Consider the following 15,411-nt stretch of genomic DNA (forward strand, 5'->3'; position numbering starts at 1 on the left):
CACCTGGCGCGGCACCGGTTCTACGACCGTACGGTGTGCCATCGGCTGACGGCGTATCCGACGCTGAAGGTCCTGCAGTGTGGCGACCCGACCGGAACTGGCGAGGGTGGGCCGGGGTACGAGTACAAGGACGAGCTTCCGGTGGACCTGCCGCCGGCACCGAGCGATCCGACCGGCGTCCGTCGCCTTTACGGGCGCGGTTTGCTGGCGATGGCCAACGCCGGGCCGAACACGAACGGTTCGCAGTTCTTCGTCGTCTACGGCGACTCCGCGCTGCGACCGAACTACACGGTGTTCGGCACAGTCGGTGCCGCCGGCCTGAAGACGCTCGACAAGATCGCTGCTGGCGGTATTGAGCCAACTAGTCAGGACCCGGCGCCTGTCGATGGCACGCCCGTGCTGCGGACCGAACTGCTCAGCGTCCGGCCGTCCTGCCGGCCCTGATGAACTGCGGCGCGATCACCATGGGTCCAGCTACGTGCCTGGTCTCACGGTGATCTGACGCCTCAAACGATATGCCGCCGGCGAGGTCTTCAACCTGGTCAGGACGGTATCCACCGAGCCTCCGTTATAGGGGCGTGTGATCGCTAGTGACAGGTGAGGATTCCCGTCGGATCGCTCCGGCGGGGGTCCTGCGTAGACGGGGACCTGATACAACGACGCCCCGCTGGCTTGCTGCGGCGGGGCGTCGTCGTGCGAATATTCCGTTGATGTTGCGGGCGTCAGGCACTGAGGCCGGACGGGTGTCAGTCCGAGAAGTCGAGGCTCTCCTGACCAGGGCCGGGGGCGCGTCGAGACTTCCGCGGCGGTTTCGGTTCCTTGGTTGCGTAGGCAGGTACGGGCAGGATGCCCTCGCCCCGTAGGTCGTCGGTGCTGATGAGCGGGCCGCTGGTCACTGCGTCCAGCAGCCTGGCCTGTCGGGGTTCGAGGGCTATGAGGAGCCCGAGCGCGTTGATGAGGTCAAGCAGGTCAACGGTCCACCGGGCAGGCCAGGTCGGGGGCAGGATGTCGTTCAACGGGGTCTGTCGTTCCACGTCTGGCTTGCGCTTGCGGAAGCTGAACCACTTGCGGATCACCTGCACCCCGCCGATCCGATAGTCCCACACTTCCGGCGCCACCGGACGTATGCAGCCCGTGCCCACCGTGAGGGTTCGCGTGGACGCGTCGTAGGAGATGTCCGCAGGTAACCCGTCGTCCTCTCCGATCACGACGACGCATTCCGGTTGTTCCTCCGGGGGAAGCCTCGGGGACGAGCCAGGTGAACTGTCGTGGTGGGAGGCGAAGCGCTGGCCGTACGTGTGGATCCACACCGTGCGTCGGCCCACTTCCACGAGCTCCGCCCATAGAGCCGGGTCGCGTGTTACGGGGATACGGACACCGCGCTCGGCGAGGTTTGCGGCGAAGCGGCGGGTGTAGCCGCTGTGGCCGGCTGTTCCCGCGATGTACGCGAAGAGGTCCTCAGCGGTGACCGTCACGCCGTGCGTCTTGGTGAGGAGACGCAGCAGGCCAGGGGTGACGTTTGGTTCAGCCTGGTGAGGGTGGCGATAGAGAGGGGCGACGCGGCCGCCTTCGGTGCCTTTGAAGTGGTGCATGTCGGGCAGCAGGGCAGTGAAACTCACCGCCGGCCCCGGACGGCCTGATTCCGTGTGGAGTTCGGACAGGTAGATCTGACGCTGGTCGTTGTGGGCGAACCACAAGGCCGGTCGGGGAAAGTCGATCACTCGTCTGTCCGCGATGATGTACTGCCTGTCGAAGGTCATCCGGCCGTAGGGAACAGTGACCGGCAACGTCTCCTTCTCTGCGGCAAGGCTGTCCCTTTCCTGCTGGCCGGGCAGTGGCGGTTCCGGCTTGTCCGGACGGCGGTCTCTGGTTGTTTTCAGCAGTGCGGCCTTGTCCTCCGCTGGGGCTTGGACGAGTCTGCGCCACCGGCTCTCCAGGACGTCGCGGCTGGGTGAGACGGGCCAGCTGCGGTTGTTCTTGTTGCCGGAGCTCGTCCAGGGCAGCAGGGCGTCCACCGGTGGCATGGCCGACCACTCGGAGTCGGACGGGACGTGAAAAGGCGCGGTCCACTGTGTGGGGCATAGTTGCCAGGAGGTCCCGTCGCGATGACCGTCGAGGCCAAGCCCTTCCAGCCAGTTGAATTTCTCCTCGCGTGTGCCCGCGGGGACGTCAAGTCGCCAGACCCGCGCCGGTGTACCCGCGTCCGGGGCGCCATGGCGGACGAAGACGGCGATGCAGATCTCCCGCTTAACATCCTGGAAGACCCGGGTGCGCGTGTCCGAGTAGGCGCCCTCGGGGGAGAGACCGATGACCCAGCCCTCGTCGGCGGCCTCGCGCAGGTAGTGGCGCATGCCGGCCGATCCCTCGCTGTCCAGGTATCCGGAGTTGGTGATGAGGGCGACGATCCCGCTGGGGGCCTTCGGCGCTCCCGAGGCGGTCAGCTGGTCGAAGACCTTCCAGGTGGACCAGGCCCAGAAGTAGACGTAGAGGTTGTCGAGGGCGTATCCGACGCGTCCGTTGTCCTCTGGGTGGAAGCGGGCGAGGATCGGGCCCTGGCCGTTCGGGTTGCCCTCGGTGATCCAGCGTCCGACGCCCGACTGTCTCGCACCTCGCAGGTAGGGCGGATTGCCGATGACCACCATGACCTTCTCGTCCGCCTTGATCTTGTTCGCCATTCGGCGGTGGCGGGCGATCGCCTCGTACATGAAGCCCAGGTGGTGCTCGACGGCGGGATCGTCGAGTGTGTCGGCCACCAGAAGTCTCGGCGGGCGGCGCGTGATGTCGGCGTCGTGGGACCGGAAGGCGTGGTGCACACGGAGTTCGGCAACGGCGTACGGCCCGGTCTGTTTCTCCAGCCCGACCAGCCGGCCCGAGAGCTCCCGGAGAAGCCCGGACTTGAGCGTGCTGCCATACTTCAGTGACAGGGACTTGGCGACGTGGTCGATGATGTTGATGAGGAAGGTCCCGGTGCCCATGGCCGGATCGACGACGGTGACGTCCTCGCTTCCGTAGCCGTCCTCCTGGCCGAGCCGGTCACGCAGCACCTCGTCGGTGAAGCCGACCATGAAGCGGACGACCTCGCCAGCCGTGTAGTACGTACCCGTCCGCCGTCGCAGTTCCGGGTCGTAGGCGCCCAGAAAGCCCTCGTACAGGTGGAGGTAGGCGTCTCCGGTCTCGTCCTTGAACATCTCGGGGTCGACGGCCGATAAGACGTCGATCAGCGGGTCGATGATGCCCCGCAGATCGTCGAGGGCGTCGTCCGTCAGCACCGCCAGCGCCTTGCCCATCAAGGAATGCCGCTTGCCCAGTCGAATCGCGACCTCGGGAAGCGTGAGCCTGCCCAGATCAATGTGCTCAAGACGAGCCAGCAGCATGGCAAACGTCAGGGTCTGACTGTATTGGTCCGCGAACTCCTCCGGGCGAGCATCGGGAAAGAGCAGGTCCTTCCAGTTGCCGGCCAGGATCGAGAACGCAGCGTCAGCCTCCCCGTGCTCCTCTCGGGTCAGACGCTCGGTGACCTCGTCACGCAGCAGGGCGCAGATTCCCGCGATGCGCTTGACCAGTTCGTTGATGCTGTCGTGGACGATGGGCGCTGGCAGGAAGAAATGCGTGAGGGCCCGCTCGAACCCGGTGTCCGCGACGATGAGTTGCCGACTACCGGAATCAAGGTCTCCCACCAGGATCCCGGTCGGGCCAACCTGTACGCCGAAACGGTAGACCGCCCACTGGTATCCGTCGGTGTACAGCACATTGTGGAGTGCCTTGATCTTCTCCCACTGCTTGCGGTCGTGGCTCTTCACCGACCACTTCTCCGGATCGGCCCCCGAGCCCGGCTGCTTCAGCTCGACGTGCCCTATGGTCCTGCCGCCGCAGGCGATGGCGAAGTCGGGCCGGATCCCGAGTTCCTTGATGCGACTCTGACCGTGGACGATGAGCTTGAGGCGTTGCCGCGAGGCCATGCCGCGCAGCAGATGCTCCACCGGCGCGGTCAGGCTGTCCTCCTTACTGCTCACCGCCCCTGCGGGACCTTGCAGCTTGGCCCTGACCTCCTCGCCGAACTGGGCAACGAGGTCCGCTACCGATCCGGTCGTGCCCTTTCCTGCCCAGACGTCCCCTCTTGCCATCGGCCCCCCAAGGTTGCACCCACGCCGACGATCAGACCCATACAGAATGCCCATGACATCTCAAGCAGCAAACACCAGTGGATGTAGGTTGATTGGTGACAAGCCGCCAAAGCCCCGCGTACGGAGGCCGGTTGGAGCGTGAGCCGGGAGTGCGTCCCGGGCGTGCCTCAACGTGCGGAGCGCAATCGGTGGACGGTACGGCGATCTTGCAGACACGCTGGGCGATCGCGGGGGCAGCGTGCGTGCGTCAAACGAAGCCATCATGGCTGCGCGGCTCCTGGTATGTCCCCGCTGCTGCTCAACGGAGATCGACCACGCCGCCACCCGCGAGCTCGGCCGTGCAGCGACGCTCAGCGCGATCGACGACATCCGACATTGGGTGCGACGAGGCCGTGCCGTGCTGTCTGAGATCACGGATGATCATCTGAGTGCCACCCAGTCGGTGCGCGCCCGCTATCGCGGCTCAGGGGCCGTAGGGGCTCCAGTGCCTGAGGAAGGGTTTCAGGTCGTCGGCCCGTGGGTTGGGGATGTCGGGCAGTCGGGGCGGTGTGTTCAGTGGGTCGAGGCGCTCCACAGTGGCTGCTGCCCAGCTGATCCATGCTTCGGCTTCGGTTCTGGTCTGCCCCGGTGGCATGGCCTCGACGCGTGTGCGTACCGCGCTCACGTACTCGGTCAGCCGGGTGGCGTGGCGCCATGCCGCTTCCTGGGCTTCGAGGTGCCTGACGCGGTACGCCTCCGCGTACCGGATGCGGGCTTGTTCCATGGCGGCTTCCCAGCGGATCCGCTTCTGGCGTGCCGCTTCGGCCTCGTCCCGGCGTCTGCGTTCGGCGGCTTCGCCGCGCAGCGTGACCTCCTGTGCGATCTCGGCGAGCTGCTCTTCAAGGGGACGGCCGGGGGTGTCGGCCCATTCGCTCGCTCGGTGTGGCTGGCCGCCGCTGATGATGAAGCGGAGGCGTTCGGACGGCGTGTAGTCGAAGCGGGGGATCCTGACCCAGGAGTGCTTCTTGGCGTCGGCGAGTTCCTTCTCGGTGGCGACGTGTTCGGCCCGGTCCTGCTCCTGGAGAACAAGAAACCCCACGGTCTGGCCCTGGGCGGTGATGGTGAAGTGGGGATTTGCCCTGCGGCGGCGATGAGACGGGGGTGCGAAGCCGGTTTGACCGGCCGAGCAGGTGTGTCCGTCGGCCTCGGCGGCGGTGATCAGTGCCTGGATGAGTCGGAGAGCGCGTCCTTGGACGGGCTTGGTCAGGCCGAGCGGCTGGCGTTCGTTCTGCATGGCCCGGACCACGGTGTGCGGCCGAGTGAGCCGCGAGGGCACGTGGACGGGGTCGAGGAGGGCAAGGCGCCAGGCGGGGATGTCGATGAGCTTGATCTCGTACCCGTCGCGGCACCAGTTTCCGTACAGCTCCTTCGCCTCCGGAATCCGTCCGGATCTGCGTGCGGCGGCGACGCGGGACGGCCACTTCTCCAAGTCAGGACCGCTGCCGCTCTTGACGATCTTGCCGCCGGCCTCCGCGAGTTCTTGCAGCAGCTGCTCCGTGAACGTTACGCGAGGCTGTGATGGAAGGCTTGGCTTCCGCTCGGTGGCCGGAGTTTCCTGCGCTCTGGTGGACTTAGGTCGTGGAGCGGCGGCTTGGGTCTTCCGCGGGCGTGATCCGCGGGAAGGGTACGTGCCGTGTGCCAGGTAGTGCTGGCCGGCGCTTGTCAGGGCGACGCTCCACTGCCCGCTTTTCCGGGAGACCGTTACCAGGCCACGGTTGTGGAGTGCCTGGCAGGTGGTCTTGTAGGAGCTTGTGTTCCATACCTCTGCAGGGCACCCGGCTCCCACCCACTGCAACACCGAGAGCTGCCGCTCATTGACCCGCCGTTCCAATGGTCTGCCTTCGCCTCGATGTGACGTACGACGGCGGCATGGTGCCAGTTCTGTTCGTCGGCGACGGGCGCTTCGAGTCAATTCGCTCGGACGAGCAGGCGGACGTGGCTGCAAGCCGGTTGGACGGAGAACAGTAGGCAGGTGCTGTTCTGCGGCGGGGGTCTGACTCCTGAGATGTCTGACCGGGGTGTCCTGCTCACACTGTGTCGACCACCGACCGGGGGCGGTGCATTGCTGGTCTCGGGCTGACCGGGCGTGTCTCGATAGGGGCTTGCCGAAAGGCGTCATCACGATTCTGACCGTCCGCACGGCCCGGTGCCGGCTAGCGATAAGCCGTCGGCCTGAAAGGGAACGAGCGTGATCGGCACGTCCACCGCTTCGCGTCCTCGTCGGCGTCGGCCGGCGAGGGAGGTGATTCTGGGAGTGGACACGCACCGGGATGCCCATGTGGCCGCCGTGCTCTCCCTGGTGGGGGAAGTGATCGGCACCGAGGAGTTCCCGGCCAGTGCGGCTGGATACCGGGACCTGCTGGGGTGGGCCAGGGCGTCGGGTACGGTGCGGCGGGCCGGAGTGGAAGGAACCGGTTCCTTCGGGGCGGCCCTGTCCCGCTACCTGCTGGCCCAGGGCGTGGACGTTTTCGATGTGAACCGGTTCGACCGGGCCGACCGCCGCCGGCGCGGCAAGTCCGACCCGCTCGATGCCGAGAACGCGGCCCGGGCGGTGCTGAGCGGACGGGCACGCGCTCAGGCCAAGACGGGCGACGGGCCGGTGGAGATCGCCCGGATGTACAAGCTGGCCAAGGACTCGGCGGTCAAGGCCCGCACACAGGCGATCAACCAGCTCAAGGCTGTCCTCATCCGTGCTGATCCGCAGCTGAGGGAGGAACTTGCCGGGCTGGGCAACGCAGACCTCTTCCGCACCTGCGCAGGGCTCGTCGACGACAGCCTGAACCACGAGGCCGACGAAGGGGCGGTGCTCCACGCCACCCACGTCACCCTGGCTCTCCTGGCCCGGCGCATCAGACAGCTCAGCGAAGAGATCCAGGACCTGGGAGGCCGCCTGACTCGGTTGGTGGAACGCCACGCTCCGCAGCTGCTCGAGGTAGTGGGCATCGGCCCGGACACAGCCGTCACTTTGCTGATCACGATCGGAGACAACCCGGAACGCCTGGGCAGTGAGGCGTCGTTCGCGGCGCTGTGCGGGGTCAGCCCCGTCGAGCGTTCCTCGGGCAGTCGGCAGTACCGTCGCCTCAACCGGGGCGGCGACCGGCAAGCGAACGCGGCCCTGCACCGGATCGTGCAGACCCGCCTCCGCGTCGACCCGCGCACCCAGGACTACTACGAGCGTCGCAGCAAGGAGGGCAAGACCCGGCGCGAGATAGTCCGAAGCCTCAAGCGCTACGCGGCCCGGGAGGTCTTCCACCTGGTCAGACCAGTGCAGTCGTCACCTCCGTTATAGGGGCAGTCGTGAGACGTGAGAGGGTCTGGAGCGTGAGTGAGACACCACCGAACACCCTGCAATACCGCTTTGACGGGCCAGAAGACGCTCCGGTCCTGATCTTGGGTCCCTCACTGGGTACCACATGGCACATGTGGGACCGGCAGGTACCGGAGCTGGCCAAGCAGTGGCGGGTCTTCCGGTTCGACCTGCCGGGTCACGGCGGCGCCCCCGCCCGTCCGGCCGACTCGGTCGCCGAGCTGGCGTCCCGGCTGCTGGCCACGCTGGACGCGCTCGGCGTGCAGCGGTTCGGCTACGCGGGCTGCGCGCTGGGCGGCGCCGTCGGTGTCGAGCTGGCCCTGCGTCACCCGGAGCGGCTCGCCTCGCTCGCGCTGGTCGCCGCCTCGCCCCGGTTCGGCACCCCCGACGAGTTCCGCCAGCGCGGGGTGGTCGTCCGGACCAACGGGCTCGACCCGATCGCCCGGACCTCGCCCGAGCGCTGGTTCACCGGCGGGTTCGCCGCCGCGCAGCCCGCGATCACCGACTGGGCCGTGCAGATGGTGCGCACCACCGACCCGGGCTGCTACATCGCCGCCTGCGAGGCCCTCGCCGGTTTCGACACCCGCTCCGAGCTGGGCCGGGTCGCCGCGCCGACACTCGTGCTGGTCGGCTCCGAGGACCAGGTCACCGGGCCGGCCGAGGCCCGCACCCTGGTCGCGGGCATACGGGACGCGCGGCTCGCGGTCGTCCCCGGCGCGTCCCACCTGGTCCCGGTCGAACAGCCCGCCGCGGTCACCGACCTCCTCGCCCACCACTTCAGCACCGCCTGGCAGCAGCCCTACGACACCGGCCAGACCGCCCTCCCGGCCGTGCCCGTGCCGGCGCAGGTCGTGCCCGTAGCCGAGCTCACCCCCGCCGTCGTACCGGAGCGGTCCCTGGGGCTGCCGGACCGCTACGAGGCCGGACTCAAGATCCGCCGCGAGGTGCTGGGCGACGCCCACGTGGACCACACGCTGGCGCAGGCCGACGAATTCTCCGAGGACTTCCAGGACTTCCTGACCCGGTACGCCTGGGGCGAGATCTGGGACCGGCCCGGCCTCGACCGGCGCACCCGCAGCTGCATCACCCTCACCGCGCTGATCGCGGGCGGCCACCTGGAGGAGCTGGGCTTCCACACCCGGGCGGCCCTGCGCAACGGCCTGACCCCGAACGAGATCAAGGAAGTGCTGATCCAGACGGCCGTCTACTGCGGCATGCCTGCGGCCAACAGCGCGTTCAAGGTGGCCCAGCAGGTCATCCGTGAGGAGACCACCCCCGCCGAGTGAGCCCAGCGTGAGCCCGGTGTGAGCTCGCAGTGAGCCGGGGCGAGGGCGCGCGTGAGGATCACGCGGCAGGATGGGGAGCCATGAAGCTCACCAAGAAGTCCCACGCCTGCGTCCGCCTCGAAAAGGGCGGGCGGACGCTCGTCATCGACCCCGGCGGGTTCAGCGAGCAGGACGCCGCGGTCGGCGCGGACGCCGTCCTGGTCACGCACGAGCACCCGGACCACTTCGACGAGAGCCGGCTGCGGGCCGCTCTGGAGGCCAACCCGGCCGCCGAGATCTGGACCCTGCGCTCGGTCGCCGAGCAGCTCTCGGCGGCCTTCCCGGGCCGCGTGCACACCGTCGGCCACGGCGACACCTTCACCGCCGCGGGCTTCGACGTGCAGGTCCACGGCGAGCTGCACGCGGTCATCCACCCGGACATCCCGCGCATCACGAACGTCGGCTACCTGATCGACGGCGGCAAGGTCTTCCACCCCGGCGACGCCCTCACGGTCCCCGACCACCCGGTGGAGACCCTGATGCTCCCGGTGATGGCCCCCTGGAGCAAGATCGCCGAGGTCATCGACTACGTGCGCGAGCTGAAGCCGGTGCGCGCCTACGACGTGCACGACGCCCTGCTCACCGACCTCGCCCGCCCGATCTACGACCGCCAGATCGGCGCCCTGGCCGGAGCCGAGCACCTGCGGCTGGTGCCGGGCGGCTCCGCCGAGCTGTGAGCTGACCAGTGAGCCGGGGGCGGGCCGGTTGTCACACCCGCCAGGTAGTTTGTGAGGCATGCGCATCGCTACCTGGAACGTGAACTCGATCACCGCCCGCCTCCCGCGGCTGCTGGCCTGGCTGGAGAGCAGCGGCACCGACGTGCTCTGCCTCCAGGAGGCCAAGCTCGCCGAGGAGCAGTTCCCGTTCGAACAGCTGCGCGAGCTGGGCTACGAGGCGGCGGTCCACGCCACCGGCCGGTGGAACGGCGTGGCGGTGCTCTCCCGCGTCGGCCTGGAGGACGTCGTCAAGGGGCTGCCCGGCGACCCCGGATACGACGGCGCGACCGAGCCGCGCGCCCTCTCGGCGACCTGCGGCCCGGTCCGCGTCTGGTCGGTGTACGTGCCCAACGGCCGCGAGGTGGACCACCCGCACTACGCCTACAAGCTCCAGTGGTTCGAGGCGCTGAAGGCCGCAGTCGCCGGCGACGCGGGCGGCAGCCGCCCGTTCGCGGTGCTGGGCGACTACAACGTGGCGCCGACCGACGACGACGTCTGCGACGTGGCCGCCTTCGAGGGCCTCACCCACGTCACCCCCGCCGAGCGCGCCGCCCTCGCCGCCCTGCGCGAGACCGGCCTGAACGACGTCGTCCCGCGCCCCCTGAAGTACGACCACCCGTACACGTACTGGGACTACCGCCAGCTCTGCTTCCCCAAGAACCGCGGCATGCGCATCGACCTGGTGTACGGCAACGAGCCCTTCGCCCAGGCCGTCAAGGACGCCTACGTCGACCGCGAGGAGCGCAAGGGCAAGGGTGCGTCCGATCACGCGCCGGTGGTGGTCGACCTCGACGTGTGATGTCACGCTGGGTCCATGCATCTGTGGTTCCCGGGCCATCGGCACAAGAAGGACGGTGAGGATGGGGGTGCCCCCGCGCGAGCGCATTCGAGCGTGGGGGAGATCCCCGCCGACCCCGAGGGAGTCGCCGCGCTCCTGTCCGAATGCGAACTGCTCCGCTCCCAGGCCGGCCTGGCGGGCGTCCGGCTCGACGATACGCCGGGCTCCCTGGAGGCCCTGGACCAGTTGCTGCCGCGCTGGCGCGACGACCCGGAGATCCTGCCCTGGCTGGGCAACGACGCCGGGCTGTACCTGGGCACCGTCGTGGTGCGCACCGTACCCGGCGCCGCCTGGGAGCTCCGCCCCGACGCCGAGCCCGTCGTACGGCTCGCCACCGGCCGCGAGGTCGAGGTCGTCGCGGCCGGGCGGGAGTGGGCGTCGAGCGGCGTCCCCGAGCTGTCCCAGTGGTACGCGGAGGTCTCCGAGACCTGACCCCGCGCACCCCAGCCTGTTAAATACGGCTTATGCCTGAAAAGTGCGTGTCGCCCGTCAACTCCCCTGGCCTCTGGATAGTTTGCGGCAGCCACGACACGGCTGAGAGCGGGGGGTAGAGCTGCGTACCGGGAATCTCATCACATCGAACCTCGACTACGATGGGCCGTTCATCCCTCCTTCAGCGAGGGGATGCTGCCGCCGGGGGGTGGCAGTTCACACGGGCCAGGCTCGTCCGGCGGCAGCCGGAGATCACTGCTCGCGCAGCGGGACCGACACGTATGACGGGTCGTCCGCGGGCGAGGAGAAGGTCAGCTGCGCGCCGGACGGGTTGTGCTCGATGTAGAGCGGGTCGACGGTGTCGACCACCAGCGCGAGCCGGTGCCCGGCGGGCACGTCGTACGCCGTCGAGAACAGGTCCAGATCCACGCCGAACGGCTCGCCCGGCGTCCGCCCGTGCCAGGTATAGGGGGCGTGGGTCACCAGCTTGCCGAAACCGAGCGGGCCCACGTCGTACAGGTAGGCGACGAGGGTGCCGCTCTCCGCGGTCGGGGTGAGCGTCGTGTGCAACCGCGCGGTCCCGCGCACCAGTTGCCCGTCCGCGTACCGCTCCGACTGCCACACCGCGGCCCAGAGGCGCGGCAGCAGTGGCAGCGAGGCGACCGGCGGCAGCTGCGCCACCTGGTCCAGGATGCTGGAGAGGAACACGATCCCGCCGTCCGCGCCCGAGTCGACGTTCGCGTGGATGGTCGTCGAGCCCGCGAGGTCGACCTTCCGCCGGGTGGCCCCGACCGACTTCCAGTCCGGGTAGCCCTCGTAGCCGCCCCCGCTGCGGGACTTGAGCCGCACGGGCTGCTCGCGGTCGACGCCGTTGTCCGCGCCCTTGAGGTAGTGGTCGAACCAGCGCTCGGTGTCCGTCCACACGTCGTTGGGCAGTCCGAACAGGCCGGTCAGTTCGGCGGTGGCGTGGTCGCCGGGGCGCAGCTCCAGCCGCTTGGGCACCGTCAGTTTCTCGTAGAAGTCGGCGTACTGGTTCGCCGGGAAGACGGTGTCGCCCCAGGCATTGGCGAGCATGACCGCGGCGCCGTTCCGGTTGAGCTGGTCGACGTAGGTGGCGGCCGAGCGCTTGCGCCCCCAGTCGATCATCTCCTGTTCCTTCGACAGGTTGGAGGAGTACAGGTCGTCGAAGGTCTGCCGGAGTTCGGGGCTCTCGCGGCCGGTGAGCGTGGCCGATCCGTCCAGCACGGCCATCGCCTGGACGTGCTGCGTGCGGCCGGAGTAGATCGAGCCGACCAGGTCCGCCCAGCCGCTGAGCGCGGCGACCGCCTTGATCCGCTTGTCGTGGGCGGCGGCGAGCAGGCTGATCCCGGCGCCGTAGGAGACGCCCGCCATGCCGATGTGCTGTGGATCGGCGGGGGTGTTCGCGAGGGCCCAGTCGATGACCTTGGAGGCGTCCGCGACGTCCGGCGGACCCGCCACTTCTATCTCGCCGCCGGACTGCCAGAAGCCGCGCACGTTGTAGGTGAGCACCACATAGCCGGAGTCGGCGAGTTGCTGTGCCTGGGCGAGATACTCCACCTGGGGCAGGCCCCAGCTCGTGGGCAGCACGATGAGCGGGTACGCGTGCGAGCTGTCGGCGCCCGCGGGCGTGACGACGTTCGCCTTCAGCACGGTGCCGCCGTCACCGGCGATGTCCACGAATCGGACGCTCGGTGCGGCCTGTGCGGCGGGCGCCAGACCGACGACGGTGCCGGCGACCAGCGCCGCCGAGACGGCTCCGACGGCTGCGGTGCGCAAGGTGGTGCGACGGGTGCGACCATGTCCCATGGGTCACTCCTCACTCGTGTCAGTGCAAAGTGACCCGACGGTAACCGTGCGTGCTACTGCAAGTAACCCGTCGGTAAGTTACGTGCCGGTAAAGATTATTGAGAGGTGCAAGTACGTCAGGAGGCCCTGTGGGACGTACGGGCGGACTCCGCATGCGGCAGGGGCGACTGTGCCGTGCGCGTCACGTCCCCGACCAGCTCGACCACGTCCGGGCCGTACGCCTTCGAGTTGACCACCTTCAGCAGCAGCACGAAGGAACCGTTGCCGTGCTTGCGGGCCAGCCGTTCGTGGTTGCGGGCGAGATAGCGGGTCGCGGCCTGGTTCGTGATCGCCCGCTGCCCGCAGAACAGGAACACGGGCCGCGCGTCGTCGTGGCGCGCGGGGGTGAGCCGGGCCAGCAGGACGTACTCCGTCACGCCCGGGTCCATGCGATAGCGGTCGGCGCCGATCTGGAACGCGCTCCGGTCCGGTCCGGGTTCGGGGTCGGTGTTCACCCGCACGCCCGGCAGCATCGCCGCCATGTGGGCCAGCATCCGCCGGTTCGAGGAGGGGCCGCCCACGCAGAACTCGGTGCGCTCGCCGAAGCCCTGCTGGACCGAGTCCTGGGTGACCATCTGCACGTGCGCACCGCAGTCCTTGATCAGTGCGGCCAGCTCCAGCAGCGCGAAGACGTCGAAGCGGTGTACGGCCGCTTCCGCGGTGGCCGGGTCACGGTTGACGACCAGCAGGGACTCGGAGTTCTCCGGCAGCCCGAAAAAGGCCTGTTTGCGGCGGAGTTTCCGCTTCCACAGATAGGTACGGGCAAGCCAGCCCAGCGCCGCGCTGATGCCGGCGGCTATCAGGCCCAGGACGATATTGCGCACGTCGTCGTTCATGACCGCGCATGCTAGCGGGCCGATCCACAAGGGCGTTCGACCAAGGGGTGTCCGACTCGGGTATGAGAGGTGGTGGCGAGGGCATGCAGAGGGAAAGATTCGTGAAGGTTCTCGACTGGAGGTGCGGATGCGTCGTCGGGCAGCACGAAGACTCGCGGTGGTGGCGGTCTCGGCCGCGGTGGTGTCGGTGGGAGCCGCGGCGCCGCCCGCCGCGACCAGTGATCAGATCACGAAGGTTCCGGTCGCCGTCGGTTACGGAGGAGCGGTCGCGAGCGTCGACGCGGACGCCTCCGCGGCCGGCATCGAAGTGCTCAGGAAGGGCGGCAACGCGGTCGACGCGGCCGTCGCCACGGCCGCCGCGCTCGGCGTCACCGAGCCCTACTCCTCCGGCATCGGCGGAGGCGGCTACTTCGTCTATTACGACGCCAAGTCCCGTACGGTGCACACCATCGACGGCCGCGAGACCGCCCCGCTGACCGCCGACTCCCACCTGTTCCAGGAGAACGGCAAGCCGCTCGCCTTCGCCGACGCCGTCAGCAGCGGCCTGAGCGTTGGCACCCCGGGCACGCCCGCCACCTGGCAGACGGCACTGGACGAGTGGGGCAGCAGGAGCCTCGCCACGGTCCTCAGGCCAGCCGAGCGGATCGCCCGCGACGGCTTCACCGTGGACGACACCTTCCGCGCGCAGACCGCGGCCAACGAGACCCGCTTCCGCTACTTCCCCGACACCGCCGAGCTGTTCCTGCCGGGCGGGCAGCTCCCCGCCGTCGGCTCCACCTTCAAGAACCCCGATCTGGCCCGCACCTACCAGGAACTGGGCCGCGAGGGCACCGACGCCCTCTACGACGGCGACCTCGGCGAGGACATCGTCGACACGGTCGACAAGCCGCCCGTGGACCCGGACTCGGGCTGGAACGCCCGCCCCGGCAAACTGTCCGAGGACGACCTCGCCGCCTACCGGGCCAAACTGCAGAGCCCCACCCGGACGACGTACCGCGGCCTGAGCGTGTACTCCATCGCCCCCTCCTCCTCCGGCGGCACCACGGTCGGCGAGGCGCTCAACATCCTGGAGAACACGGACCTTTCGAAGGCGAGCGAGGTGCAGTACCTGCACCACTTCATCGAGGCCAGCCGGATCGCCTTCGCCGACCGGGGCCGCTGGCTCGGCGACCCCGCCTTCGAGGACGTACCGACGAAGCAGCTGCTGTCGCAGGGTTACGCCGACTCGCGCGCCTGCCTGATCAAGGACGACGCGGTCCTCACCAGCCCGCTCGCCCCGGGCGACCCGCGCCACCCGGCGGCCTGCGGCGAGGGCGGAACCGCGGCGCCGACGACGTACGAGGGTGAGAACACCACGCACCTGACCGTCGCCGACAAGTGGGGCGACGTCGTCTCCTACACGCTCACCATCGAGCAGACCGGCGGCAGCGGCATCACCGTCCCCGGCCGGGGCTTCCTGCTCAACAACGAGCTGACCGACTTCTCCTTCGCCCCGGCGAACCCCGCCGTGCACGACCCGAACCTGCCCGGCCCGGGCAAGCGTCCGCGCTCGTCCATCTCGCCGACGATCGTCCTGGACCGGGACGGCAGGCCGGTCGTGGCGCTCGGCTCGCCCGGCGGCGCGACCATCATCACCACCGTGCTGCAGACCCTCACCGAGTTCCTCGACCGGCACCTGCCGCTCGTCGACGCCATCGCCGCACCGCGCGCCAGCCAGCGCAACGCGGCCCAGACCGAACTCGAACCCGCCCTCTACAACAGCGACTTGAAGACCCAGCTGGCGGCCATCGGGCACAGCTTCAAGCTCAACCCCGAGATCGGCGCGGCCACCGGCGTCCAACGGCTGCCGGACGGCCGGTGGCTGGCCGCCGCCGAGAAGGTACGGCGCGGCGGCGGTTCGGCGATGGTGGTGGACCCGGCGCCGTAAC

At 69.0% G+C, this 15,411-nt stretch carries 11 protein-coding genes; 7 read left to right on the forward strand and 4 right to left on the reverse strand.

Annotation, left to right across the window (positions count from 1 at the left end; translation table 11 throughout):
* Positions 1 to 444: peptidylprolyl isomerase (locus ACWD35_RS30545; RefSeq protein ID WP_451354559.1), on the forward strand; the 444-nt coding region annotated here is incomplete at its 5' end.
* 302 nt (positions 445 to 746) lie between these two features.
* Here ACWD35_RS30545 and ACWD35_RS30550 read toward each other — a convergent pair.
* Together ACWD35_RS30550 and ACWD35_RS30555 are read right to left on the reverse strand one after the other, a co-directional pair.
* Positions 747 to 4,013 carry a type ISP restriction/modification enzyme gene (locus tag ACWD35_RS30550; protein ID WP_451354560.1) on the reverse strand — a complete coding sequence of 1,089 codons (3,267 nt, stop codon included), beginning with the start codon at positions 4,011 to 4,013 and terminating at the stop codon, positions 747 to 749.
* Positions 4,014 to 4,587: 574 nt separating this feature from the next.
* Positions 4,588 to 5,592, reverse strand: a complete 1,005-nt coding sequence (locus tag ACWD35_RS30555) for a hypothetical protein (protein ID WP_451354561.1) — start codon at positions 5,590 to 5,592, stop codon at positions 4,588 to 4,590.
* Positions 5,593 to 6,351: 759 nt separating this feature from the next.
* Between ACWD35_RS30555 and ACWD35_RS30560 the strand changes: the two genes are divergently transcribed.
* The 5 genes from ACWD35_RS30560 (at position 6,352) to ACWD35_RS30580 (ending at position 10,781) form a co-directional block, all read left to right on the forward strand.
* Positions 6,352 to 7,452 (forward strand): IS110 family transposase, encoded by a 1,101-nt coding sequence (locus tag ACWD35_RS30560; RefSeq protein WP_451354562.1) that lies wholly within the window; start codon positions 6,352 to 6,354, stop codon positions 7,450 to 7,452.
* 32 nt (positions 7,453 to 7,484) lie between these two features.
* Complete coding sequence (gene pcaDC / locus ACWD35_RS30565; RefSeq protein WP_451354563.1) at positions 7,485 to 8,756, forward strand: bifunctional 3-oxoadipate enol-lactonase/4-carboxymuconolactone decarboxylase PcaDC; 1,272 nt, start codon at positions 7,485 to 7,487, stop codon at positions 8,754 to 8,756.
* A gap of 80 nt (positions 8,757 to 8,836) precedes the next feature.
* Positions 8,837 to 9,472: an MBL fold metallo-hydrolase gene (locus ACWD35_RS30570; RefSeq protein WP_451354564.1), complete on the forward strand. Its 636-nt coding sequence runs from the start codon at positions 8,837 to 8,839 to the stop codon at positions 9,470 to 9,472.
* A 58-nt stretch (positions 9,473 to 9,530) separates the two neighbouring features.
* Complete coding sequence (locus ACWD35_RS30575; RefSeq protein ID WP_451354565.1) at positions 9,531 to 10,310, forward strand: exodeoxyribonuclease III; 780 nt, start codon at positions 9,531 to 9,533, stop codon at positions 10,308 to 10,310.
* Between the two features lie 15 nt (positions 10,311 to 10,325).
* A complete protein-coding gene (locus tag ACWD35_RS30580; RefSeq protein ID WP_451354566.1) occupies positions 10,326 to 10,781 on the forward strand; it encodes a DUF6278 family protein in 456 nt (151 codons plus the stop codon).
* Between the two features lie 252 nt (positions 10,782 to 11,033).
* On the opposite strand, the gene ACWD35_RS30585 is transcribed toward ACWD35_RS30580, so the two are convergent.
* The gene (locus ACWD35_RS30585) at positions 11,034 to 12,608 is read right to left on the reverse strand and encodes an alpha/beta fold hydrolase (protein ID WP_451354567.1); all 1,575 of its coding nucleotides are present in this window, start codon (positions 12,606 to 12,608) and stop codon (positions 11,034 to 11,036) included.
* A 116-nt stretch (positions 12,609 to 12,724) separates the two neighbouring features.
* Entirely contained in the window at positions 12,725 to 13,483 is a 759-nt protein-coding gene (locus tag ACWD35_RS30590) for a hypothetical protein (protein WP_451354568.1), read from the reverse strand.
* A gap of 127 nt (positions 13,484 to 13,610) precedes the next feature.
* Here ACWD35_RS30590 and ggt point away from each other — a divergent pair, with 127 nt between their 5' ends.
* The gene (gene ggt / locus ACWD35_RS30595; protein WP_451354569.1) at positions 13,611 to 15,410 is read left to right on the forward strand and encodes a gamma-glutamyltransferase; all 1,800 of its coding nucleotides are present in this window, start codon (positions 13,611 to 13,613) and stop codon (positions 15,408 to 15,410) included.
* Position 15,411 lies beyond the last annotated feature (1 nt).

It is taken from the genome of Streptomyces sp. NPDC002671 (assembly GCF_053592475.1).

Bases quoted from the DNA above. Each gene is read 5' to 3' on its own strand.
- ACWD35_RS30570 (WP_451354564.1), top strand. From the start codon at position 8,837: ATGAAGCTCACCAAGAAGTCCCACGCCTGCGTCCGCCTCGAAAAGGGC.
- ACWD35_RS30575 (WP_451354565.1), top strand. From the start codon at position 9,531: ATGCGCATCGCTACCTGGAACGTGAACTCGATCACCGCCCGCCTCCCG.
- ACWD35_RS30580 (WP_451354566.1), top strand. From the start codon at position 10,326: ATGCATCTGTGGTTCCCGGGCCATCGGCACAAGAAGGACGGTGAGGAT.
- ACWD35_RS30585 (WP_451354567.1), bottom strand. From the start codon at position 12,608: ATGGGACATGGTCGCACCCGTCGCACCACCTTGCGCACCGCAGCCGTC.
- ACWD35_RS30590 (WP_451354568.1), bottom strand. From the start codon at position 13,483: ATGAACGACGACGTGCGCAATATCGTCCTGGGCCTGATAGCCGCCGGC.
- ggt (WP_451354569.1), top strand. From the start codon at position 13,611: ATGCGTCGTCGGGCAGCACGAAGACTCGCGGTGGTGGCGGTCTCGGCC.